Raw genomic sequence first — 23,944 nt, forward strand, 5'->3', positions numbered from 1 at the left:
GCGTTTTCATGGAAAAGACCAAGCAGACTGCGCCGTCCGCGGTGCCGCGCCATGTCGCGATCATCATGGATGGTAATAATCGCTGGGCGAAAAAGCGCTTTATGCCGGGTGTCGCCGGTCATAAAGCGGGCGTGGATGCGGTTCGTGCGGTGATCGAGGTGTGCGCTGAGGCCGGGGTCGAAGTATTGACCCTGTTTGCCTTCTCCAGTGAGAACTGGCAGCGCCCGGCCGACGAAGTCAGCGCCTTGATGGATCTGTTCTTCAAGGCATTGCGTCGCGAGGCCAAGCGCCTGAACGAAAACAACATCAGTTTGCGCATCATTGGCGACCGTACGCGCTTTCATCCAGAGCTTCAGGCTGCCATGCGTGAAGCTGAGGCAATGACGGCGGGCGCCAATCGCTTCGTTCTGCAGATCGCTGCCAACTATGGCGGACAGTGGGATATTGCGCAGGCCGCACAGCGTCTGGCTCGGGAAGTTCAGGCCGGGCACCTGCGTCCGGAAGACATTACCCCGGAACTGTTGCAAACCTGCCTGGCTACCGGTGATTTGCCGTTGCCGGACTTGTGCATCCGTACCGGTGGCGAGCACCGCATCAGTAACTTCCTGCTGTGGCAACTGGCTTACGCCGAGTTGTACTTCTCCGACCTGTTCTGGCCGGACTTCAAACACGATGCCATGCGTACCGCGCTGGCCGATTTTGCTTCTCGGCAGCGCCGCTTCGGTAAAACGAGCGAGCAGGTCGAGGCTGGAGCCCGGTTTTAATGCTTAAACAACGAATCATCACCGCGCTGATCCTGCTGCCGATTGCCCTGTGCGGGTTTTTCCTGCTCGAAGGCACTGGTTTTGCGCTGTTCATCGGGCTGGTCGTGACCCTCGGTGCATGGGAGTGGGCTCGCCTGGCGGGCTTCACTGAGCAGCCGATCCGCATTGCCTATGCAGCTGTGGTCGCGTTGATGCTGTTTGTCATGCATATCGTGCCTGGGCTCGCACCCTGGGTGTTGGGCGCTTCGGTGCTTTGGTGGGGCGTCGCAACCTATCTGGTGCTGACTTATCCACGCACCAGCGATCTTTGGTCCAGCGCTGCCTGCAAGTTGGTGATCGGTCTGCTGATCCTGCTACCCGCCTGGCAAGGTCTGATTCAGATCAAGCAGGAGTCTTTAGGCAACTGGCTGATCATGGCGGTGATGGTGCTGGTCTGGGGCGCTGATATCGGTGCTTACTTTTCAGGCCGAGCCTTCGGCAAGCGCAAACTGGCGCCACAGGTCAGTCCCGGCAAAAGCTGGGAGGGCGTCTACGGTGGCCTCGCCGTGAGTCTGGTCATTACTGTCATTGTCAGTCTGGTTCGAGACTGGACGGTGGCGCAGCTGTTCAAAGGTTTGATTGGTGCAGCCATCATCGTGTTTATCTCGGTGGTAGGTGATCTCACCGAAAGCATGTTCAAGCGTCAGTCCGGGATCAAGGACAGCAGTAATCTGCTGCCGGGTCACGGCGGCGTGCTGGACCGTATCGACAGCCTGACTGCAGCGATTCCGGTGTTTGCCGTGCTGCTGTGGATGGCGGCACCGTGAGCCGCCCGCAGCAGATTACCGTCCTGGGGGCGACCGGTTCGATTGGACTGAGCACGCTTGACGTCATCGCTCGCCACCCCGAGCGTTATCAGGTTTTCGCCTTGAGCGGTTACACCCGTCTGAGCGAGCTGTTGGCGCTGTGCGTTCGCCATACGCCGCGGTTCGCCGTGGTGCCTGAGGCGGGTGCTGCCCGAGGCTTGCAGGACGACTTGCGCGCCGCAGGCCTGCCGACCCGCGTGCTGGTAGGTGAGGAGGGCCTGTGTCAGGTTGCTTCCGATCCTGAGGTCGATGCGGTCATGGCGGCCATCGTTGGCGCTGCCGGCCTGCGACCGACTCTGGCGGCGGTCGAAGCCGGCAAGAAAATCCTCCTGGCCAACAAAGAAGCACTGGTGATGTCCGGTGCGCTGTTCATGCAGGCGGTGCGCAAGAGTGGTTCGGTATTGCTGCCGATCGACAGCGAGCACAACGCGATTTTCCAGTGCATGCCACAGGATTTCGCTCGTGGGCTGAGTGCCGTCGGGGTGCGTCGGATTTTACTCACGGCCTCTGGCGGTCCGTTCCGACAGACACCTATGGCTGAACTGGTGCATGTTTCCCCTGAACAAGCGTGTGCCCACCCGAACTGGTCCATGGGGCGCAAGATTTCGGTGGATTCGGCCAGCATGATGAACAAGGGGCTGGAGCTGATCGAAGCCTGCTGGCTGTTTGATGCCAAGCCGTCCCAGGTCGAAGTGGTGATTCATCCTCAAAGCGTGATTCATTCCCTGGTCGATTACATTGATGGTTCGGTATTGGCCCAGTTAGGTAACCCTGACATGCGCACGCCGATCGCCAACGCGCTGGCCTGGCCGGAGCGAATCGATTCGGGTGTTGCGCCGCTGGACCTGTTTGCAATTGCGCGGCTGGACTTCCAGGCGCCTGATGAAGAGCGATTCCCGTGCCTGCGCCTTGCGCGTCAGGCGGCTGAATCCGGCAATAGCGCGCCGGCCATGCTGAATGCGGCGAATGAAGTGGCGGTCGCGGCCTTTCTCGACGGGCGGGTTCGCTACCCGGAAATCGCGAGTATCATCGAAGAAGTATTGAATCTCGAGCCCGTGGTTGCGGTTGACGATCTCGAGGCAGTGTTCACGGCTGACGCAAAAGCGCGAGTACTGGCCGAACAATGGTTGAGTCGTCACGGGCGGTAAGTGCTGCAATACGTTGACCCATGCGGCACTGGACAGGATTGCGGAGAAAGTAGATGAGCGCGCTCTATATGATTGTCGGCACCCTGGTGGCTTTGGGTGTGCTGGTCACCTTCCACGAATTCGGCCATTTTTGGGTCGCGCGTCGCTGTGGGGTCAAAGTGCTGCGTTTCTCCGTGGGCTTCGGTATGCCGTTGCTGCGCTGGCACGACAAGAAAGGCACTGAGTTCGTCGTCGCCGCGATCCCGCTGGGCGGTTACGTGAAAATGCTCGACGAGCGCGAAGGCGAAGTGCCGGCCGATCAGCTTGATCAATCTTTCAATCGCAAATCCGTCCGTCAGCGTATCGCTATCGTATCGGCGGGCCCGATTGCCAACTTTTTACTGGCGATGATTTTTTTCTGGGTGCTCGCCATACTCGGCAGCGAGCAAGTGCGCCCGGTCATTGGTGCGGTCGAATCCGGCAGTATCGCCGCCAAGGCTGGTTTGAGCGCGGGCCAGGAAATCATTGCCATCGATGGCGAGCCAACTTCCGGCTGGGCCGCGGTGAACCTGCAGTTGGTCCGTCGTCTTGGGGAGAGCGGTTCCCTGCAGTTGCTGGTCCGTGATCAGGGTTCCACGGTGGATTCGCCCCGTGAGCTGATGCTGGATAAATGGCTCAAGGGTGCCGATGAGCCAGATCCGATTCGTTCGCTGGGTCTACGCCCTTGGCGTCCGGCGCTGCCACCGGTCCTGGCCGAACTTGACCCGAAAGGCCCGGCACAGGCTGCTGGCCTGAAGACCGGTGACCGACTGTTGGCTCTGGACGGCAAGTCGCTTGATGACTGGCAGCAGGTGGTGGACACGGTCCGTATGCACCCTGATACCAAAATCATGCTGCGCGTCGAGCGTGATGGTGCTCAAATCGACGTCCCTGTGACGCTGGCCGCTCGCGGCGAGAAGAAGGCACCCAGTGGTTATCTGGGGGCTGGGGTGAAGGCAGTCGATTGGCCGCCAGAGATGATTCGCGAAGTGAGTTATGGTCCTGTGGCAGCGATTGGGGAGGGTGCTCGACGCACCTGGACCATGAGCGTACTGACCCTCGATTCGCTCAAGAAAATGTTGTTCGGTGAGCTCTCGGTAAAAAACTTGAGTGGACCGATAACCATTGCTAAAGTGGCGGGCGCTTCTGCCCAGTCGGGTGTCGCTGATTTCCTGAATTTCCTTGCTTATCTGAGTATTAGCTTGGGGGTTCTGAATTTGTTGCCCATTCCTGTACTGGATGGGGGGCATTTGTTGTTTTATCTGATCGAGTGGGCGCGTGGTCGCCCCTTGTCGGATCGGGTGCAGGGTTGGGGGATACAGATCGGTATCAGTTTGGTGATCGGGGTGATGTTGCTTGCTCTTGTCAATGATCTGGGTCGACTGTAACGCTTCGCTGAATTGCGAATCTGCCGCATTTTGCGGCAGTTTGTTTATTGCCAGTTGGAATAAGAAAGGACTTCATGAAACGTCTGCTGCTAACTGCGGTTCTCACCGTATTGATGATCGCCGAAGTTCACGCCGAGTCCTTCACTATCTCTGATATTCGCGTCAATGGCCTCCAGCGGGTCTCCGCGGGTAGCGTCTTTGGTGCTTTGCCGTTGAACGTCGGTGAACAGGCGGATGATCGTCGCCTGGTGGAATCCACTCGTGCGTTGTTCAAAACCGGTTTCTTTCAAGATATCCAGCTGGGCCGCGATGGCAACGTCCTGGTCATCACGGTAGTCGAGCGTCCGTCGGTCGCCAGTATCGAGATCGAGGGTAACAAGGCGATCTCCACTGAAGACCTGATGAAAGGCCTCAAACAATCCGGTCTGGCCGAAGGCGAGATCTTCCAGCGCGCCACCCTCGAAGGCGTGCGTAACGAGTTGCAGCGTCAATACGTCGCTCAGGGTCGCTACTCGGCTACCGTCGACACTGAAGTGGTGCCGCAGCCGCGTAACCGCGTTGGATTGAAGGTCAATATCAACGAAGGCACCGTTGCTGCTATCCAGCACATCAACGTGGTGGGTAACACCGTCTTCCCTGAAGAAGACCTGATCGACCTGTTTGAACTCAAGACCACCAACTGGTTGTCGTTCTTCAAGAACGATGACAAGTACGCTCGTGAAAAACTGTCCGGTGACCTGGAGCGTCTGCGCTCCTACTACCTGGACCGTGGCTATATCAACATGGATATCGCTTCGACCCAGGTGTCCATCACCCCGGACAAGAAGCACGTCTATATCACCGTCAACGTCAATGAAGGCGAGAAGTACACCGTCCGTGACGTCAAGCTGAGCGGCGACCTGAAAGTCCCTGAAGACCAGGTCAAGTCCCTGCTGCTGGTCCAGAAAGGCCAGGTGTTCTCGCGCAAGCTGATGACCACCACGTCCGAACTGATCACCCGTCGTCTGGGTAACGAGGGTTACACCTTCGCCAACGTCAATGGCGTGCCTCAGCCTCACGATGAAGACCACACCGTCGACATCACGTTCGCCGTCGATCCGGGTAAACGTGCTTACGTGAACCGCATCAACTTCCGTGGCAACACCAAGTCCGAAGACGAAGTGCTGCGCCGTGAAATGCGTCAGATGGAAGGCGGCTGGGCTTCGACTTACCTGATCGACCAGTCCAAGACTCGTCTTGAACGTCTGGGCTTCTTCAAGGAAGTCAACGTCGAAACACCGGCCGTGCCGGGCGTCGACGACCAGGTAGACGTGAACTACAGCGTTGAAGAACAGGCTTCCGGTTCGATTACCGCCAGCGTCGGTTTCGCCCAGAGCGCCGGTCTGATCCTCGGTGGTTCGATCACCCAGAACAACTTCCTGGGTACGGGTAACAAAGTCAGCATCGGTTTGACCCGCAGTCAATACCAGAGTCGCTATAACTTCGGTTATGTCGACCCGTACTGGACTGCTGATGGCGTGAGCCTGGGTTACAACGCGTTCTATCGCACCACTGACTACAAAGACCTCGACGTCGACGTAGCCAGCTATGCCGTAGACAGCCTGGGTGCAGGCGTGAGCGTCGGTTACCCGATCAGCGAGACTTCGCGTCTGACCTTCGGCCTGACTGCGCAACAAGACAAGATCAAGACCGGTCAATACACCGTTGACGAGATTTTCGATTTCGTTAACAGGGAAGGCGATAGCTACCTGAACTTCAAGGCTTCGGCCGGCTGGTCCGAATCCACACTGAACAAAGGCGTATTGGCGACCCGTGGGCATTCCCAAAGTCTGACACTGGAAACCACCACGCCTGGCAGCGACCTGTCGTTCTTCAAGCTTGATTACCGTGGCCAGTTGTTCCAGCCATTGTCTGAAAACTACACCATGCGCCTGCACACCGAACTGGGCTATGGCGATGGTTATGGTTCTACCGATGGCTTGCCGTTCTATGAAAACTACTATGCTGGTGGTTTCAACTCGGTTCGTGGCTTCAAGGACAGCACCCTCGGTCCTCGCAGTACACCAAGTCGCGGTGCGGCTGTGACGGGTAATACCGGCACGCTGGCCGACCCGGACCAGGATCCGCTGCCGTTCGGTGGTAACGTTTTGATCCAGGGTGGTGTCGAGGTGTTGTTCCCGCTGCCATTCGTCAAGGATCAACGTTCCCTGCGTACTTCGGTATTCTGGGATGTGGGTAACGTATTCGACTCCAAGTGCGATAAAACGACGAACGCAAATGTCGGTTCAACCGCTCAAACAGAATGTAACGACATCAGCCTGAGCAACTTGGCCAGCTCCGTCGGTGTAGGCGTGACCTGGGTTACCGCACTGGGTCCTCTGAGCTTCGCGTTGGCCATGCCGGTCAAGAAACCGAATGACGCTGATACTCAAGTGTTCCAATTCTCCCTCGGCCAGACGTTCTAAGCGTCTGACCCAAGATAACGACAATGGATTTTGTAGGAGTGCATCGTGCGTAAGTTGACTCAATTGGTTCTCCTGGCGACCGTACTGGTAGCAGGTCCGGCTTTTGCCGACATGAAAATCGCCGTTCTGAACTATCAGATGGCTCTGTTGGAATCCGATGCGGCCAAGAAGTACGCCGTTGATGCCGAGAAGAAGTTCGGCCCACAGCTGAGCAAGCTCAAGACTCTGGAAAGCAGTGCCAAGGGCATTCAGGACCGTCTGATGGCTGGCGGCGACAAGATGCAGCAAGGCGAGCGTGAACGCCTGGAACTCGAGTTCAAGCAAAAGGCCCGTGACTTCCAGTTCCAGTCCAAGGAATTGAACGAAGCCAAAGCCGTTGCTGACCGTGAAATGCTGAAACAGCTCAAGCCGAAACTGGACAGTGCTGTGGAAGAAGTCATCAAGAAAGGTGCTTTTGACCTGGTCTTCGAGCGTGGCGCAGTGATTGATGTCAAACCTCAGTACGACATCACTCGCCAGGTTATCGAGCGCATGAATCAGCTGAAGTAACCATGACAGCGACTATAAAGCTCGGCCAATTGGCCGAGTTCCTCGGCGCCACACTGCGTGGCGACCCGGAGAAAGAAATCACTGGGCTAGCCACTTTGCAAGAGGCTGGCCCAGCTCAGTTGAGCTTTCTCGCAAACCCCCAATACCGTAAATACCTGGCTGACAGCCGGGCCGCAGCCCTGTTGCTGAAGGCCGCTGACGCTGAAGGTTTTGCAGGTAATGCGCTGGTGGTGCCTGATCCGTATCTGGCCTACGCGCGGATTTCCCATCTGTTCGATCCCAAGCCAAAGGCTGCTGTCGGTATTCATCCGACAGCAGTGGTGGCAGCGGACGCAGTGGTCGATCCGGCGGCGAGCATTGGCGCCTTTGCGGTAATCGAAAGCTGCGCGCGTATTGCTGCGGGTGTGACCGTTGGCGCGCACTGCTTCATCGGTGCCCGCTGCGAGATTGGCGAGGGCGGCTGGCTGGCCCCGCGAGTCACGCTGTACCACGATGTTCGCATCGGTAAGCGGGTGGTGATTCAATCGGGTGCCGTACTCGGTGGCGAAGGTTTCGGTTTTGCCAACGAGAAAGGTGTCTGGCAGAAAATCGCCCAGATCGGTGGTGTGCTGGTCGGTGACGACGTGGAGATTGGCGTGAATACCGCTATCGATCGCGGTGCGCTGGCCGATACCGTTCTGGGTAACGGGGTGAAACTCGACAACCAGATTCAGATCGCCCACAACGTCCAGGTCGGTGATCACACCGCCATGGCCGCGTGCGTGGGGATCTCCGGCAGCACCAAGATCGGCAAGCATTGCATGCTCGCCGGTGGCGTAGGGCTGGTGGGGCATATCGAAATTTGCGACAACGTTTTCATCACCGGGATGACCATGGTGACCCACTCGATTACCGAAAAGGGTTCCTATTCTTCCGGTACAGCCATGCAACCGGCAGCCGAATGGCGCAAAAGCGCGGCACGCATTCGTCAGCTCGATGACATCGCGCGGCGTCTGCGACAGCTGGAAAAGCGTGTAGGGGAAGTGACCCCTGACGGTAATGCTTCATCAGATGGCTGATACCATTTCAATATCAAGTGTGCACAGCCGCTAGACTGCCTCCTTGATTTGCTAGAGGGGTGCGCGTCAGTCGCGCCTCCCAATCTTTACATAGGCTTCCCCCCGAAATGATGGACATCAACGAGATTCGCGAATACCTGCCTCACCGTTACCCGTTCCTGCTGGTGGACCGGGTCGTGGATCTGGATGTGGAAGGCAAGCGCATTCGCGCTTACAAGAATGTCAGCATCAACGAACCCTTCTTCAATGGTCACTTCCCTGCGCATCCAATCATGCCGGGTGTGTTGATCATCGAAGCGATGGCTCAGGCTGCCGGCATCCTTGGCTTCAAAATGCTCGACGTGAAGCCTGCCGACGGCACGCTCTACTACTTCGTCGGCTCCGACAAGCTGCGTTTTCGCCAGCCCGTCACCCCAGGCGATCAGTTGATCCTCGAAGCCCGCTTCATCAGCTGCAAGCGTCAGATCTGGAAGTTCGAGTGCCAGGCTTCGGTCGATGGCAAGCCAGTCTGCTCTGCTGAAATCATCTGCGCGGAACGCAAACTATGAGTTTGATTGACCCTCGCGCAATCATCGATCCGACGGCTATCCTGGCCGACGGCGTCGAGGTCGGCCCTTGGTCGATCATCGGTGCAGGTGTGGAAATCGGCGAGGGGACAGTGATCGGGCCGCATGTGATTCTCAAAGGCCCGACCCGAATCGGAAAGCACAACCGCATCTACCAGTTTTCTTCGGTAGGCGAGGACACGCCCGATCTGAAATACAAGGGTGAAGAAACCCGTTTGGTCATCGGTGACCACAACGTCATCCGTGAAGGCGTGACGATTCACCGTGGGACCGTTCAGGACCGTTCTGAAACAACCCTGGGCGATCACAATCTGATCATGGCCTATGCCCACATCGGCCACGACAGCGTCATCGGCAACCACTGCATCCTGGTCAACAACACCGCGTTGGCGGGCCATGTGCACGTTGAAGACTGGGCGATCCTGTCCGGTTTTACCCTGGTTCACCAGTATTGCCATATCGGCGCCCACAGCTTTTCCGGTATGGGCACCGCCATCGGCAAGGACGTCCCGGCGTACGTTACGGTGTTCGGCAACCCGGCCGAAGCCCGCAGCATGAACTTTGAAGGCATGCGTCGTCGCGGTTTCAGCGAAGATGCGATCCACGCGTTGCGTCGTGCCTACAAGGTGGTTTATCGCCAGGGCCTGACGGTCGAACAGGCGCTCGCCGAACTGGCCGAGCCTTCGGATCAGTTCCCGGAAGTCGCGGTGTTCCGTGATTCCATCCAGTCTTCGACCCGCGGCATCACTCGTTAATCATGGCTAATCTGCGTATTGCGCTGGTAGCGGGTGAGGCTTCCGGCGACATTCTTGGCGCGGGTCTCATGCGCGCACTCAAGGCTCAGCACCCGGCGGTGGAGTTCATCGGTGTCGGTGGCCCGCTGATGCAGGCTGAAGGCCTGACTTCGTATTTCCCGATGGAACGTCTTTCGGTCATGGGCCTGGTGGAAGTGCTGGGTCGCTTGCGCGAGTTGCTGGCACGCCGCAAGAAGCTGGTTGCCGACCTGATCGCCGAGAAGCCGGACGTGTTCATCGGTATCGATGCCCCGGACTTCAACCTCAATATCGAACTCAAGCTGCGTCAGGCCGGGATCAAGACCGTGCATTACGTTAGCCCGTCGGTTTGGGCGTGGCGGCAGAAACGGGTGCTGAAGATTCGCGAAGGCTGCGATCTGATGCTGACGCTGTTCCCGTTCGAAGCAAAATTCTATGAAGAGAAGGGCGTGCCGGTGCGGTTTGTCGGGCATTCCCTGGCTGACGCCATCCCGCTGGAGGCCGATCGTGCCGCCGCGCGGGCTGAACTCGGCTTGCCCGACGGGCCGCTGGTTGCTCTGATGCCGGGCAGTCGTGGTGGCGAAGTTGGCCGGCTAGGTGCGTTGTTCCTCGATACGGCCCAGCGTCTGCGAGCCCTGCGCCCTGGTGTGCGGTTCGTCATGCCTTGCGCCGGCCCCGAGCGCCGCAAGCAGCTTGAAGAGCTGCTGGCGGGCCGAGATCTGCCGCTGACATTGCTCAACGGTAAATCCCATCTGGCCCTCGCAGCCTGTGACGCTGTGCTGATCGCGTCCGGAACCGCGACGCTTGAAGCGTTGTTGTACAAACGGCCGATGGTGGTCGCGTACCGCTTGGCACCGCTGACGTTCTGGATTCTCAAGCGCATGGTGAAAAGTCCCTACATCTCCTTGCCGAACCTGCTGGCCCAGCGCCTGTTGGTGCCCGAGTTGCTGCAGGACGATGCGACGGTTGAAGCCTTGGCCCAGACGCTGTCGCCACTGATCGAAGGCGGTGAAGAACAGACCCGCGGCTTCGATGAAATTCACCGTACCTTACGTCTGGACGCCTCCAATCAGGCGGCGGACGCGGTACTGAACCTGATCGGCAAAACACAATGAGCAAAGCAAGCATTCAGATGGGCCTGGACTTCACCCTGGTCGCCGAAGTTGAAGATCTGGTCGCCGGCGTTGACGAAGTCGGTCGCGGCCCGCTTTGTGGTGCAGTGGTGACAGCCGCGGTGATCCTCGATCCGAACCGTCCGATCCTGGGCCTGAACGACTCGAAGAAGCTCACCGAAGCACGCCGCGAAAAGCTCTACGACGAGATCTGCGAAAAGGCCCTGAGCTGGTGCATCGCTCGGGCCGAAGTCGAAGAAATCGACGAGCTGAACATTCTCCACGCCACCATGCTGGCCATGCAGCGCGCCGTCGAAGGTCTGCACATCACGCCGAAACTGGCGATGATCGATGGCAATCGTTGCCCGAAGCTGTCGATGCGTGCCGAAGCAGTGGTGCAGGGCGACGGCAAGGTACCGGCCATCGCAGCCGCGTCGATTCTGGCCAAGGTCAGCCGCGACCGTGAGATGGCAGCGTTCGAATTGATTTACCCGGGGTACGGCATCGGTGGCCACAAAGGCTACCCGACGCCCGTTCACCTGGAGGCGCTGGCCCGCTTGGGGCCAACGCCGATTCACCGCCGCTCGTTCGCCCCGGTACGCCTGGCGTACGAGGCACGGGAAAACCTGATCGAGAACTAGTCGGCAGGCTGATGTTTTTGCCAAGGCCCGGTACAATCCGGGCCTTGTTGTCTTCACGTTTCTAGTTTCTAGACAGGATCACTATGCCGGCTTCATTCGTTCATCTACGCCTGCACACTGAGTATTCCCTGGTCGACGGTCTGGTGCGGATCAAACCGCTGGTCAAGACCCTGGTCGGCATGAACATGCCTGCCGTGGCGGTCACCGATCAGAACAACATGTGTTCCCTGGTCAAATTCTATAAAGCCGCCATGGGCGCCGGGATCAAGCCGATCTGTGGCGCCGACCTGTGGCTGTCGAACAAGGATCCGGATAACGCTCTGAGCCGGATCAGCCTGCTGGCGATGAACGCCGTGGGTTATCGCAACCTCACCGAACTGATCTCCCGCGGCTTCATCGACGGCCAGCGCAATGGCTCGGTCATCATCGAGCGTGAGTGGGTGGCCGAAGCCAGCGAAGGCTTGATCATGCTGTCGGCGGCGAAAGAAGGCGAGATCGGCCTGGCCATGCTCAGTGGCAACCCGGCCGAAGCGGAAAACCTGGCACGCGAATGGATGGCCGTGTTCCCGGATCGTTTCTATCTGGAGATCCAGCGCACCAACCGCCCCAACGACGAAGAACAGCTGCACGGCGCCGTGGCCCTGGCTGAAAAAATCGGCGCGCCGCTGGTCGCGACCAACGACGTGCGCTTCATCAAGCAGGAAGACTTTGCCGCTCACGAAACCCGCGTTTGCATCGGTGAGGGCCGCGCCCTCGACGATCCGCGGCGTTCGAAGAATTACAGCGATCAGCAATACCTCAAAAGTGCCGAGGAAATGGCCGAGCTGTTCAGCGACATTCCCGAAGCGCTGGAAAACACCGTCGAGATTGCCAAGCGCTGCAACATCGACGTGAAGCTGGGCACTCACTTCCTGCCCAACTTCCCGATCCCCGATGGCATGACCATCGACGAGTATTTCCGCAAGGTTTCCTTCGATGGCCTGGAAGATCGCCTCAGCGTTCTGCTGCCCAAGGACACCACCGAAGACTACGAAACCAAGCGTCAGGTCTACGTCGACCGGCTGAATTTCGAGCTGGATATCATCATCCAGATGGGTTTTCCCGGTTACTTCCTGATCGTTATGGACTTTATCCAGTGGGCCAAGAGCAACGGTGTGCCAGTAGGCCCAGGCCGTGGGTCGGGTGCCGGGTCGCTGGTGGCCTACGTGCAGAAGATCACCGACCTTGACCCGCTGGAATATGACCTGCTGTTCGAACGTTTCCTTAACCCGGAACGGGTATCCATGCCCGACTTCGACGTCGACTTCTGCATGGACGGTCGCGACCGTGTAATCGACTACGTGGCCGAGAAATACGGCCGCAACGCGGTAAGCCAGATCATTACGTTCGGTTCCATGGCGGCCAAGGCTGTGGTCCGCGACGTGGCGCGGGTGCAGGGCAAGTCCTACGGTTTGGCGGATCGTCTGTCGAAGATGATCCCGTTCGAAGTCGGCATGACCCTGGAAAAGGCCTACGAACAGGAAGAAATCCTCCGTGACTTCATCAAGGTCGATGAAGAAGCTGCCGAAATCTGGGAAATGGCCCGCAAGCTTGAAGGCGTTGTGCGTAACGTCGGCAAGCACGCCGGTGGTGTGGTTATTGCCCCGACCAAACTGACTGACTTCTCGCCGATTTATTGCGATGAGGCCGGTGATGGTCTGGTCACCCAGTTCGACAAGGACGACGTTGAAGCTGCTGGCCTGGTGAAGTTCGACTTCCTCGGTCTGCGGACCCTGACGGTCATCGACTGGGCGCTCAAAACCATCAACCGTGATCGCGCCAAGGTTGATGAGCCGCCGCTGGATATCGCGTTCATCCCGCTGGATGACAAGCCGACTTACCAGTTGCTGCAAAAAGCTGAAACGACTGCGGTGTTCCAGCTTGAGTCGCGCGGCATGAAAGAGCTGATCAAAAAGCTCAAGCCCGACTGCCTGGAAGACTTGATCGCACTGGTGGCCCTGTTCCGTCCGGGTCCATTGCAATCGGGCATGGTGGACGACTTTATCAACCGTAAGCACGGTCGCGCCGAACTCGCGTACCCGCACTCGGACTACCAGTACGAAGGCCTCAAACCGGTTCTGGCACCGACTTACGGCATCATCCTGTATCAGGAACAGGTGATGCAGATTGCCCAGGTCATGGCCGGTTACACCCTTGGCGGCGCGGACATGCTGCGTCGAGCCATGGGTAAGAAAAAACCCGAAGAAATGGCCAAGCAGCGCGGCGGTTTCATTGAAGGTTGCACGACCAACAATATCGACGCCGACCTGGCTGGTAACATTTTCGACCTGGTAGAAAAGTTCGCCGGTTACGGTTTCAACAAATCCCACTCCGCTGCTTACGGCCTGGTGTCCTACCAGACCGCCTGGCTGAAAACGCACTACCCGGCGCCCTTCATGGCCGCGGTACTGTCGGCGGATATGCACAACACCGACAAGGTCGTGACCTTGATCGAAGAAATTCGCACCATGAAGCTGCGTCTCGACGCGCCGGATGTGAATACTTCGGAGTTCAAGTTCACGGTGAATGACGAGGGCCGAATTATTTACGGCCTCGGCGCGATCAAAGGTGTGGGCGAAGGTCCGGTGGAAGCCATCACCGAGGCGCGTCAGGAAGGTCCGTTCAAGGATCTGTTCGACTTCTGCGCCCGTGTCGATCTCAAGCGTATCAACAAGCGCACCCTGGACGGTTTGATCCGCAGCGGTGCGCTGGATCGTCTGGGGCCTTACTTCCATGACGAGCAGAAAGCCTATCAGGCCAATATCGACCGCAACCGGGCGGTCTTGCTGAACGCGATGGAAGGGGCGATCAAGGCGGCCGAACAAACCGCGCGTACCCACGACAGCGGTCATGTCGACCTGTTTGGCGGTCTGTTCGTCGAAGAAGATGCCGATGTCTACGCTAATCACCGCAAGGCCAAGGAACTGACCCTCAAGGAACGCCTGAAAGGGGAGAAAGACACCCTGGGCCTGTACCTGACCGGTCACCCGATCGACGAATACGAAGGAGAGATCCGCCGTTTCGCCCGTCAGCGCATCATCGACCTGAAACCGGCCCGTGATACCCAGACCGTCGCGGGCATGATCATTGCCCTGCGAGTCATGAAGAACAAAAAGGGCGACAAGATGGGTTTCATTACCCTCGACGACCGCTCTGGACGGATCGAGGCCTCGCTGTTCGCCGAAGCATTCCATTCGGCGCAGTCGCTGTTGCAGACCGACGCGATGGTGGTGGTCGAAGGCGAAGTCAGCAACGACGATTTCTCCGGTGGCTTGCGGCTACGGGTCAAGCGGGTGATGAGCATGGAAGATGCGCGCACCAATCTGGCTGAAAGCCTGCGCTTGAAGCTGCAAACCCAGGATTTGAAAGGCGATCAGCTACGCTGGCTCGGTGAGTTGTTCAAGCGTCACCGTGGCGCGTGCCCGATCACCATGGAGTACACCAGTCCCGATGCGAAAGCCTTGTTGCAGTTCGGCGAGACCTGGCGGATCGACCCGGCGGATGCCTTGATTCAAGCCCTGCGTGACCAGTTCGGGCGAGACAACGTCTTCCTCCAATACCGTTGACGGTCCGGCCCTATAGCTAGGGCCTGATCTCGACCTGAATTTTTAATCTCGACCTGAACGCGCCTCTCCCTTAAGGTAGGGCGCGAATAGACAACCGGCCGGCCCAAGCTCTCTTGGAGGTCGACCCAAGACGGACGCCTATGAACCCGAATTTTCTAGATTTCGAACAGCCGATCGCCGACCTGCAAGCCAAGATCGAAGAGTTGCGCTTGGTCGGTAATGACAATTCGCTGAATATCGGCGATGAGATCTCCCGCCTGCAGGACAAAAGCAGCACGCTGACCGAAGACATCTTCGGCAAGCTGACCAGCTGGCAGATCGCGCGTCTGGCGCGTCACCCGAAACGTCCATATACCCTGGACTACATCGAACACATCTTCACCGAGTTCGACGAGCTGCATGGCGACCGTCACTTCTCCGACGACGCTGCGATCGTCGGCGGCATTGCCCGCTTGGACGACCAGCCGGTGATGATCATCGGTCACCAGAAAGGCCGCGAAGTGCGCGAGAAAGTTCGCCGCAACTTCGGCATGCCGCGTCCGGAAGGCTACCGCAAGGCCTGCCGCCTGATGGAAATGGCCGAACGTTTCAAAATGCCGATCCTGACCTTCATCGACACCCCGGGTGCTTACCCAGGTATCGACGCTGAAGAGCGCAACCAGAGCGAAGCGATTGCCTGGAACCTGCGTGTCATGGCACGCCTGAAAACCCCAATCATCGCCACCGTGATCGGTGAAGGTGGTTCCGGTGGTGCTCTGGCGATCGGCGTTTGCGATCAACTGAACATGCTGCAGTACTCGACTTACGCAGTGATTTCGCCGGAAGGTTGCGCTTCGATTCTGTGGAAGACCGCCGAGAAAGCGCCGGACGCTGCCGAAGCCATGGGCATCACTGCCGAGCGCCTGAAAGGCCTGGGTATTGTGGATAAAGTGATCGGCGAGCCTTTGGGCGGCGCACACCGTAATCCGGCCGCTGCGGCTGCATCGATCCGTGCCGAGCTGAGCTCGCAGCTGGCGATGTTGAAGAAGTTCGATAACGAAGCGCTGTTGGCTCGCCGTTACGAGCGTCTGATGAGCTACGGTCTCTGATCTGACGTTGCTATACCCATGTGGGAGCGAGCTTGCTCGCGATGGCGGCTTAACATTCAACAAATAGGTTGGCTGTTACACCGCTATCGCGAGCAAGCTCGCTCCCACATTTGATTTGGGCGAAGTGAACACTATGAGCTCATCCAAGAATGATCTTCCTGCCAGACTCCTGCTGAATCTGGCTCCGTGGCGCAACACTACAACCTGGCGCATCGCCTTCTCCGGTGGTCTCGACTCCACCGTTCTGCTGCACCTTCTCGCACACCTCGCAAAAACCGAATCCCTGCCGGCGCTAAGCGCCATCCATGTTCATCACGGCCTTCAGGCTGTGGCTGATGCGTGGCCGGATCATTGTCAGTCGATCTGTGATGCGCTGGGTGTGCCGCTGCAGGTTGTTCGTGTGCAGGTTCAACCCGGCGCCAGCCTTGAGCGTGCAGCCCGGGATGCGCGATATGCCGCGTTCATCGAGGCGACTCAGGCCAATGAAGTGTTGATGACCGCCCAGCACCGTGACGATCAGGCGGAAACGTTGTTGTTTCGGCTGTTGCGTGGGGCAGGGGTGAGGGGGTTGTCGGGGATGCCACGCCAGCGCCCGCTCGGTAAAGGGCAGTTGCTTCGGCCATTGCTCGATGTCGCTCGGGCTGAACTTGAAGCCTATGCGGCTGAGCATCGGCTGAGCTGGATCGAAGACCCATCGAACCAGGATCGGCAATTCTCGCGAAATTACCTGCGCCATCAGGTATTCCCGGTATTGACCGAGCGCTGGCGGCAAGCGGTAACGACCATGGCTCGCAGCGCTGCGCATCTGAGTGAGGCACAGGGATTGCTCGATGAGCTTGCGCAAATCGACCTGGCTGGCGCCAGCACTGCCAATGATTTTGATTGGCTGGGATTGCCGTCCCTGGAACTGGGGGCATTGGAAAAACTGTCTTCTGCTCGTCAACGTAATGCGTTAAGTCATTGGCTCGAACCGTTGACGCGACTGCCGGACAGTGACCATTGGTCGGGTTGGGAGAATTTACGTGATGCCACCGGCGATGCCTGCCCGATCTGGCGGCTGGCGGATGGCGAACTGCATCGGGCGGGTGGGCGTATCTGGTGGTTGTCCGGCCGTTGGTTGTGCCCGTCGCCCGCCGCCGGAAACTGGCCCGACCCCTCGCTATCGCTGGTGTTGCCGGACAACGGCGTGCTCACACTCACCGGCCCAATCCCCGATGGCCTGCTGCATATCCGCTATCGTGAGGGAGGTGAGGTGATGAATTTGCCCGGTCGCGGCCATCGCGATCTGAAGCGATTGCTTAACGAAAGCGGCGTGCCGGTTTTTGCCCGTGGCAGATTGCCGCTGCTCTACCAAGGCGAGCAATTGCTGGCGGTGGCCAACCTGCGGGGCTTGGACGGCAGTGCAAAGGACCGTTGGAATTTGCATTGGCAGCCGCCGCACGAAGATCTAGGTTTGAGCTGAAAGGGGCTTTCCGGTAGACTACGCTCCCTTCTTGATACAACTTCTGTGGATTCGCCTGAATTGCAGGAGTTGCCGATTACCAAGCAGTCTTTGCTGGGCGATTCCAAAAAATGTGTAGCGAGCAACGTACCGGTGTTTCATCTTCCGGTCTGTCCCAACGCGGCGGTTTTTTTGAAAGGTGCGCTGTGATTAATGCAGGTGATCGGGGGCTTCGGCCTTCCTTCGCTTTCCCCGGCGGCTCGGACCGCTTTAACGCAGACTTCTAGGGTTTTTCATGACGCGCTACATATTCGTCACGGGCGGTGTTGTTTCTTCATTGGGGAAAGGCATCGCATCGGCTTCATTGGCGGCCATCCTGGAGGCGCGGGGACTTAAGGTCACCATGCTGAAGCTGGACCCGTACATCAACGTTGACCCGGGCACCATGAGCCCGTTCCAGCACGGTGAAGTGTTCGTCACCCACGATGGCGCCGAGACCGACCTGGACCTGGGCCACTACGAGCGGTTCATCCGCACGACCATGACCCAGAACAACAACTTCACCACCGGCCGTGTCTACGAACACGTCCTGCGCAAAGAGCGCCGTGGTGATTACCTGGGCGCAACCATTCAGGTGATCCCGCACATCACCGACGAAATCAAGCGCCGGATCATCAAGGGCGCCGGCGATGCCGACGTGGCCATGGTCGAGATCGGTGGCACCGTGGGTGATATCGAATCCCAGCCTTTCCTCGAAGCCATCCGTCAATTGCGTTTCGAAGTCGGCGCCAAGCGCGCGATGCTGATGCACCTGACACTGGTGCCGTACATCGCCACTGCCGGCGAAACCAAAACCAAGCCTACTCAGCACTCGGTCAAGGAACTGCGTTCCATCGGCCTGCAGCCTGACGTGCTGGTTTGCCGCTCCGATCACCCGATCGACATCTCCTCGCGTCGCAAGATCGCTCAGTTCACCAACGTTGAAGAACGTGCGGTGATTGCGCTGGAAGACGCCGACACCATCTACAAGATCCCGGGCATTCTGCACGCCCAGGGCCTGGATGATTTCGTTGTCGAGCGTTTCGGCCTGCAATGTGGCGGCGCCGATCTGTCCGAGTGGGAAGCCGTGGTCGACGCCAAGCTCAACCCTGAGCATGAAGTCACCATCGCCATGGTCGGCAAGTACATGGAACTGCTGGACGCCTACAAGTCGCTGATCGAAGCGATGAGTCACGCCGGCATCAGCAACCGTACCAAGGTCAACCTGCGCTACATCGACTCCGAAGACATCGAAAACCAGGGCACTGCGCTGCTGGAAGGTGTCGACGCGATTCTGGTACCTGGCGGCTTCGGTCTGCGAGGCGTGGAAGGCAAGATCACCGCCGTTCAATACGCTCGCGAAAACAAGGTTCCTTACCTGGGCATCTGCCTGGGTATGCAAGTGGCCGTGATCGAGTTCGCTCGTAACGTGCTGGGCTGGAAAGACGCCAACTCCACCGAGTTCGATCGTGCGAGCGGTCATCCGGTCGTGGGTCTGATCACCGAGTGGGAAGATGCCACCGGCGCCGTCGAAACCCGTACCGAAACGTCCGATCTGGGCGGCACCATGCGTCTCGGCGCTCAGGATTGCCTGCTGGAATCGGGTTCCCTGGTGCACGATTGCTACGCCAAGGACGTGATCGTCGAGCGTCACCGTCACCGCTACGAAGTGAACAACAACCTGCTGCCGCAAATCATGGAAGCCGGTCTGAAAATCACCGGTCGTTCCGGTGATGGCGCCCTGGTAGAAGTGGTTGAAGCCCCGGATCATCCATGGTTCGTCGCTTGCCAGTTCCACCCGGAGTTCACCTCGACACCACGCGACGGTCACCCGTTGTTCAGCGGTTTCGTTAAAGCAGCTTTGGTTCAACACCAGAAGAAGGCGTAAATCCGATGGCCCAGAAGATCATCCGCGTAGGCGATATCGAGATTGCCAACGACAAGCCAATGGTGCTTTTCGGTGGCATGAACGTGCTGGAAAGCCGCGACATGGCGATGCAGGTCTGCGAAGAATACGTAAAGGTCACCGAGAAACTCGGTATCCCTTACGTGTTCAAGGCCAGCTTCGACAAGGCCAACCGTTCCTCCGTGACCTCTTACCGTGGCCCCGGCCTGGAAGAGGGCATGCGGATTTTCCAGGACATCAAGCAGGCGTTTGGCGTGCCGATCATCACCGACGTCCACGAGCCTGATCAGGCCGCGGTCGTCGCTGAAGTCTGCGACATCATCCAGTTGCCGGCCTTCTTGTCGCGCCAGACCGACCTGGTGGTCGCGATGGCCAAGACCGGCGCGGTGATCAACATCAAGAAAGCCCAGTTCCTCGCGCCTCAGGAAATGAAGCACATCCTGAGCAAATGCGTGGAAGCGGGTAACGATCAGTTGATTCTCTGCGAACGCGGATCGAGCTTCGGCTACAACAACCTGGTCGTCGACATGCTCGGCTTCGGCATCATGAAGCAGTTCGAATACCCGGTGTTCTTCGACGTGACCCACGCGCTGCAAATGCCCGGCGGTCGCTCCGATTCCGCTGGTGGTCGCCGTGCTCAGGTCCTGGACCTGGCCAAAGCCGGTATGAGCCAGTCGTTGGCTGGCCTGTTCCTCGAAGCGCACCCGGACCCGGACAACGCCAAATGCGACGGCCCTTGTGCCTTGCGTCTGGACAAACTGGAGCCATTCCTGGCCCAGCTCAAAGCTTTGGACGAACTGGTGAAGAGTTTTCCGACGGTAGAAACCGCGTAATCCTCATTTCTCCGGTAAAGTACCGCACGAATTAATGCTCAGGCCCTCGGGTCTGGGCCTTATCGTCCGCAAGTCTGCCCGCTGCACATTACTTGCCGGCGATACAAGATTTCCTTCAGCTGCGTCGTTTTCGTCAACTTTGGAGTGTTTACAACAATGGCAAAAATCGTCGACATCAAAGGTCGTGAAGTTCTCGACTCCCGTGGCAACCCCACCGTGGAAGCGGACGTGCTTCTCGATAACGGCATCATCGGCAGTGCTTGCGCGCCGTCCGGTGCTTCCACTGGCTCGCGTGAAGCGCTCGAGCTGCGTGATGGCGACAAGAGCCGTTACCTGGGCAAGGGCGTGCTGAAAGCCGTCGCCAACATCAACGGTCCGATCCGCGACCTGTTGAAAGGTGCAGACCCAAGCGACCAGAAAGCGCTGGATCACGCGATGATCAAGCTCGACGGTACTGAAAACAAAGGCTCCCTGGGCGCCAACGCGATCCTCGCCGTTTCCCTGGCAGCCGCCAAGGCCGCCGCACAGGACCAGGACCTGCCGCTGTACGCTCACATTGCCAACCTGAACGGCACTCCGGGTGTTTACTCGATGCCGGTTCCGATGATGAACATCATCAACGGTGGCGAGCACGCCGATAACAACGTCGACATCCAGGAATTCATGGTTCAGCCAGTAGGCGCCAAGTCTTTCTCGGAAGGTCTGCGCATGGGCACCGAGATTTTCCATCACCTCAAAGCCGTTCTGAAGGCCCGTGGCCTGAGCACTGCTGTTGGCGACGAAGGTGGTTTCGCACCGAACCTGGCCTCCAACGAAGACGCTTTGAAAGTGATCTCCGAAGCCGTGGCCAACGCCGGTTACAAGCTGGGCACCGACGTGACCCTGGCGCTGGACTGCGCGGCCAGCGAATTCTACGAAGACGGTAAATACAACCTGTCCGGCGAAGGCCAGGTGTTCACCGCTGAAGGTTTCGCTGACTACCTGAAAGGCCTGACCGAGCGTTACCCGATCATCTCGATCGAAGACGGTCTGGACGAGTCCGACTGGGCTGGCTGGAAAATCCTCACCGACAAGATCGGCGAGAAAATCCAACTGGTAGGCGACGACCTGTTCGTAACCAACACCAAGATCCTGAAAGAAGGCATCGATAAAAAGATCGCCAACTCGATCCTGATCAAGTTCAACCAGATCGGCACCCTGACTGAAACCCTGGAAGCCATCCAGATGGCCAAGGCCGCTGGTTACACTGCCGTGATCTCGCACCGCTCCGGCGAAACCGAAGATTCGACCATTGCCGACCTGGCTGTGGGCACCGCGGCTGGCCAGATCAAGACCGGCTCCCTGTGCCGTTCCGACCGTGTTTCCAAGTACAACCAACTGCTGCGCATCGAAGAGCAGTTGAATGGCAAAGCCAAGTACAACGGTCGCAGCGAATTCCGCGGTTAATCGTTAATTGGTAAAAAGACACCGGATTGTGTCGGAAAAATCGCTACAGCGATGGATTTGCCACTAATCTGATGCCTTATAAGCACAAGCCTGGGTCTTCCAGGCTTCGTGCTATCAGAAGCTTCAAAGTTTTGGCATGGCTGTCTTTTTTCACTGGATACCTGATATTCGATGCGCAGTCCCAATTGGTTGTTCCTCGTCTTGCTCCTGCTGCTGGCTGGCCTGCAATACCGCCTGTGGGTGGGTAATGGCAGTCTGGCGCAAGTGGCCGAACTGACTCAGCAGATCGCAGATCAACACGCTGAGAACGAGGGGCTGCTTGAGCGCAATCGGGTGATGGACGCTGAAGTCAGTGAATTGAAAAAGGGCATGGAGACCGTTGAAGAACGGGCTCGCCATGAGTTGGGCATGGTCAAGGACGGTGAAACCCTTTACCAGTTGGCTCAATGAACCCCTCGTTACCGGCCTTCTGGGCTGTAATTCCTGCCGCGGGCGTCGGTGCCCGTATGGCCGCGGACCGTCCCAAGCAATACTTGCAACTGGGCGGGCGCACAATTCTCGAACACAGCCTTGGCTGTTTCCTTGATCACCCTTCCCTGAAAGGGTTGGTGGTCAGTCTTGCTGTTGATGATCCTTATTGGCCGACCCTGGCGTGTGCTTGCGATCCGCGAATTCAGCGGGTTGAGGGCGGCTCCGAGCGTTCCGGGTCGGTACTCAATGCGTTGCTGCATTTGCATGCGCAAGGCGCTGACGATGAGGATTGGGTGCTGGTTCACGATGCTGCGCGGCCGAATCTGAGCCGAGATGATCTGGACAAGTTGCTGGGTGAGCTCGCAGATGATCCGGTTGGTGGGCTGCTGGCAGTTCCGGCACGCGATACTCTCAAGCGGGTCGACAAGCATGGTCGTGTGGTCGAAACCGTGGATCGCCGTGTGATCTGGCAAGCCTATACGCCGCAGATGTTTCGCCTTGGTGCATTGCATCGGGCGTTGGCCGACAGTCTGGTGGCCGATGCGGTCATCACTGATGAAGCTTCGGCCATGGAGTGGGCAGGCCTGGCGCCGCGCCTGATCGAAGGTCGATCCGACAACCTCAAGGTCACCCGCCCTGAAGACCTTGAGTGGTTGCGCCAGCGTTGGGCTAACCGCCGCTGAATTACTCGTTGAATATTCAACCGCTATCGCGAGCAGGCTCGCTCCCACAATGGAATGCATTTCCCTGTGGGAGCGAGCCTGCTCGCGATGGCGGTCTATCAGTCAGCAAAACTGTCACTGAAAGCTGCAAGCCGAGCTAAGTTCGATACTCCGGCCGCTCAGCCAGCCCTTCCTTCAAATAATCCACCAACTTGCGTACCTTCGGCGACAGATGTCGCTGCTGTGGATACAACGCCCACACCGCGGTATTCGGCGGTTGGTGCGCATCCAGCAGTGAAATCAACGCACCGCTCTTCAGATGCTCCAGCACGTAATAGTCCGGCAGCTGACACAAACCCACGCCCTGTAACGCGGCATCCAGCACCGCTTGCCCACTGTTGCAGCGCCAGTTTCCCTGCACTCGCTGGGAAAATTCCCGCCCGTTCTGTTCCAGTTGCCAGATGTCCGAGCTACCAATGAGGCAGTTGTGGCGGCTGAGTTCCGACAAGCTATGTGGGCGACCATACCGTTCCAGGTAGGACGGCGATGCGCACAGGTACATGCGTCGTGGTGCCAGACGTGTCGCCACCAGTCGTGAGTCCTGCAGGCGGCCGAGACGGATCGCCAGGTCCAGCCCTTCGTGCACGAGGTCGAGTTGACGATTGCTCAGTTCGATGTCGATGCGCAGTTGCGGATAGAGCGCCATGAAACGGGTCACCAGCGGCACGATGAATCGTTCACCGTAAGCCACGGCGCAGGTCATGCGCAGCATGCCTTTGGGTTCGCTGGTCAGGTCGCCAACCGCACGCAAGGCTTCTTCACGGCCATCCTGCAGGCGCTGGCAATGCTGAAGAAAGGTTTGCCCGGCTTCGGTCAGAGTGACCCGGCGAGTGCTGCGATAAAGCAGACGCGTCTGAAGGCGCTCTTCGAGGCGTACTATTTGTCGACTGATGTGGGAGGACGAAACCCCGAGGCGTTCCGCGGCAGCCGTGAACTGGCTGCACTCGGCCACGGCGACGAACTCGTCGATACCTTCCCAGCGGTTTTCGGACATCAAGGATTATCCCTGTATGGCAATAATGTTTTGCTTTTGTCCGGATTATTCACCGTCAGGAGGTGTATTACA

General features: G+C 58.4%; 20 protein-coding genes. 19 read left to right on the top strand and 1 reads right to left on the bottom strand.

Annotated elements, in window-relative coordinates:
* Positions 1–8 precede the first annotated feature (8 nt).
* The 19 genes from uppS to ispD all read left to right on the top strand — a co-directional run bounded on the left by uppS (position 9) and on the right by ispD (position 22,839).
* Positions 9–764 (top strand): polyprenyl diphosphate synthase, encoded by a 756-nt coding sequence (gene uppS, locus AC3IUE_RS06005; RefSeq protein WP_489266161.1) that lies wholly within the window; start codon positions 9–11, stop codon positions 762–764.
* Positions 764–1,570, top strand: a complete 807-nt coding sequence (locus AC3IUE_RS06010) for a phosphatidate cytidylyltransferase (protein ID WP_489266163.1) — start codon at positions 764–766, stop codon at positions 1,568–1,570. The genes uppS and AC3IUE_RS06010 overlap by 1 nt, the downstream gene beginning before the upstream one ends.
* Positions 1,567–2,757: a 1-deoxy-D-xylulose-5-phosphate reductoisomerase gene (gene ispC, locus AC3IUE_RS06015; protein ID WP_056739158.1), complete on the top strand. Its 1,191-nt coding sequence runs from the start codon at positions 1,567–1,569 to the stop codon at positions 2,755–2,757. Before AC3IUE_RS06010 ends, ispC begins: the two co-directional genes overlap by 4 nt.
* 53 nt (positions 2,758–2,810) lie before the next feature.
* On the top strand, positions 2,811–4,163 hold the full coding sequence (gene rseP / locus AC3IUE_RS06020) for a sigma E protease regulator RseP (protein ID WP_282482277.1): 1,353 nt from the start codon (positions 2,811–2,813) through the stop codon (positions 4,161–4,163).
* 74 nt (positions 4,164–4,237) lie between these two features.
* A complete protein-coding gene (bamA, locus tag AC3IUE_RS06025) occupies positions 4,238–6,628 on the top strand; it encodes an outer membrane protein assembly factor BamA (protein WP_056739162.1) in 2,391 nt (796 codons plus the stop codon).
* 45 nt (positions 6,629–6,673) lie between these two features.
* Positions 6,674–7,177, top strand: a complete 504-nt coding sequence (locus tag AC3IUE_RS06030) for an OmpH/Skp family outer membrane protein (RefSeq protein WP_010462812.1) — start codon at positions 6,674–6,676, stop codon at positions 7,175–7,177.
* A 2-nt stretch (positions 7,178–7,179) separates the two neighbouring features.
* Positions 7,180–8,235 (top strand): UDP-3-O-(3-hydroxymyristoyl)glucosamine N-acyltransferase, encoded by a 1,056-nt coding sequence (lpxD, locus tag AC3IUE_RS06035; protein WP_024164588.1) that lies wholly within the window; start codon positions 7,180–7,182, stop codon positions 8,233–8,235.
* Positions 8,236–8,342: 107 nt separating this feature from the next.
* A complete protein-coding gene (gene fabZ, locus AC3IUE_RS06040; protein WP_008154051.1) occupies positions 8,343–8,783 on the top strand; it encodes a 3-hydroxyacyl-ACP dehydratase FabZ in 441 nt (146 codons plus the stop codon).
* On the top strand, positions 8,780–9,556 hold the full coding sequence (gene lpxA, locus AC3IUE_RS06045) for an acyl-ACP--UDP-N-acetylglucosamine O-acyltransferase (protein WP_033056289.1): 777 nt from the start codon (positions 8,780–8,782) through the stop codon (positions 9,554–9,556). The genes fabZ and lpxA overlap by 4 nt, the downstream gene beginning before the upstream one ends.
* Positions 9,557–9,558: 2 nt before the next feature.
* Complete coding sequence (lpxB, locus tag AC3IUE_RS06050) at positions 9,559–10,689, top strand: lipid-A-disaccharide synthase (protein WP_046054573.1); 1,131 nt, start codon at positions 9,559–9,561, stop codon at positions 10,687–10,689.
* A gap of 11 nt (positions 10,690–10,700) precedes the next feature.
* Positions 10,701–11,327 carry a ribonuclease HII gene (gene rnhB, locus AC3IUE_RS06055; protein WP_462000635.1) on the top strand — a complete coding sequence of 209 codons (627 nt, stop codon included), beginning with the start codon at positions 10,701–10,703 and terminating at the stop codon, positions 11,325–11,327.
* 83 nt (positions 11,328–11,410) lie between these two features.
* Entirely contained in the window at positions 11,411–14,932 is a 3,522-nt protein-coding gene (gene dnaE, locus AC3IUE_RS06060; RefSeq protein WP_489266168.1) for a DNA polymerase III subunit alpha, read from the top strand.
* Positions 14,933–15,072: 140 nt separating this feature from the next.
* Positions 15,073–16,020 carry an acetyl-CoA carboxylase carboxyltransferase subunit alpha gene (locus AC3IUE_RS06065; protein ID WP_046046293.1) on the top strand — a complete coding sequence of 316 codons (948 nt, stop codon included), beginning with the start codon at positions 15,073–15,075 and terminating at the stop codon, positions 16,018–16,020.
* A 133-nt stretch (positions 16,021–16,153) separates the two neighbouring features.
* A complete protein-coding gene (gene tilS / locus AC3IUE_RS06070) occupies positions 16,154–17,482 on the top strand; it encodes a tRNA lysidine(34) synthetase TilS (protein WP_489266170.1) in 1,329 nt (442 codons plus the stop codon).
* Positions 17,483–17,756: 274 nt separating this feature from the next.
* Positions 17,757–19,388, top strand: a complete 1,632-nt coding sequence (pyrG, locus tag AC3IUE_RS06075) for a CTP synthase (RefSeq protein WP_046046291.1) — start codon at positions 17,757–17,759, stop codon at positions 19,386–19,388.
* A 5-nt stretch (positions 19,389–19,393) separates the two neighbouring features.
* On the top strand, positions 19,394–20,239 hold the full coding sequence (gene kdsA, locus AC3IUE_RS06080; RefSeq protein WP_033059920.1) for a 3-deoxy-8-phosphooctulonate synthase: 846 nt from the start codon (positions 19,394–19,396) through the stop codon (positions 20,237–20,239).
* A 156-nt stretch (positions 20,240–20,395) separates the two neighbouring features.
* Positions 20,396–21,685 (top strand): phosphopyruvate hydratase, encoded by a 1,290-nt coding sequence (eno, locus tag AC3IUE_RS06085; RefSeq protein WP_056739170.1) that lies wholly within the window; start codon positions 20,396–20,398, stop codon positions 21,683–21,685.
* A 171-nt stretch (positions 21,686–21,856) separates the two neighbouring features.
* Entirely contained in the window at positions 21,857–22,135 is a 279-nt protein-coding gene (gene ftsB, locus AC3IUE_RS06090; RefSeq protein WP_008028992.1) for a cell division protein FtsB, read from the top strand.
* Positions 22,132–22,839: a 2-C-methyl-D-erythritol 4-phosphate cytidylyltransferase gene (ispD, locus tag AC3IUE_RS06095; RefSeq protein ID WP_489266174.1), complete on the top strand. Its 708-nt coding sequence runs from the start codon at positions 22,132–22,134 to the stop codon at positions 22,837–22,839. Before ftsB ends, ispD begins: the two co-directional genes overlap by 4 nt.
* A 136-nt stretch (positions 22,840–22,975) precedes the next feature.
* Here ispD and AC3IUE_RS06100 read toward each other — a convergent pair whose 3' ends face one another.
* Positions 22,976–23,872, bottom strand: a complete 897-nt coding sequence (locus tag AC3IUE_RS06100) for a LysR family transcriptional regulator (RefSeq protein ID WP_056739173.1) — start codon at positions 23,870–23,872, stop codon at positions 22,976–22,978.
* Between the last annotated feature and the right edge of the window lie 72 nt (positions 23,873–23,944).

This window comes from Pseudomonas sp. GL_093, from assembly GCF_057837605.1.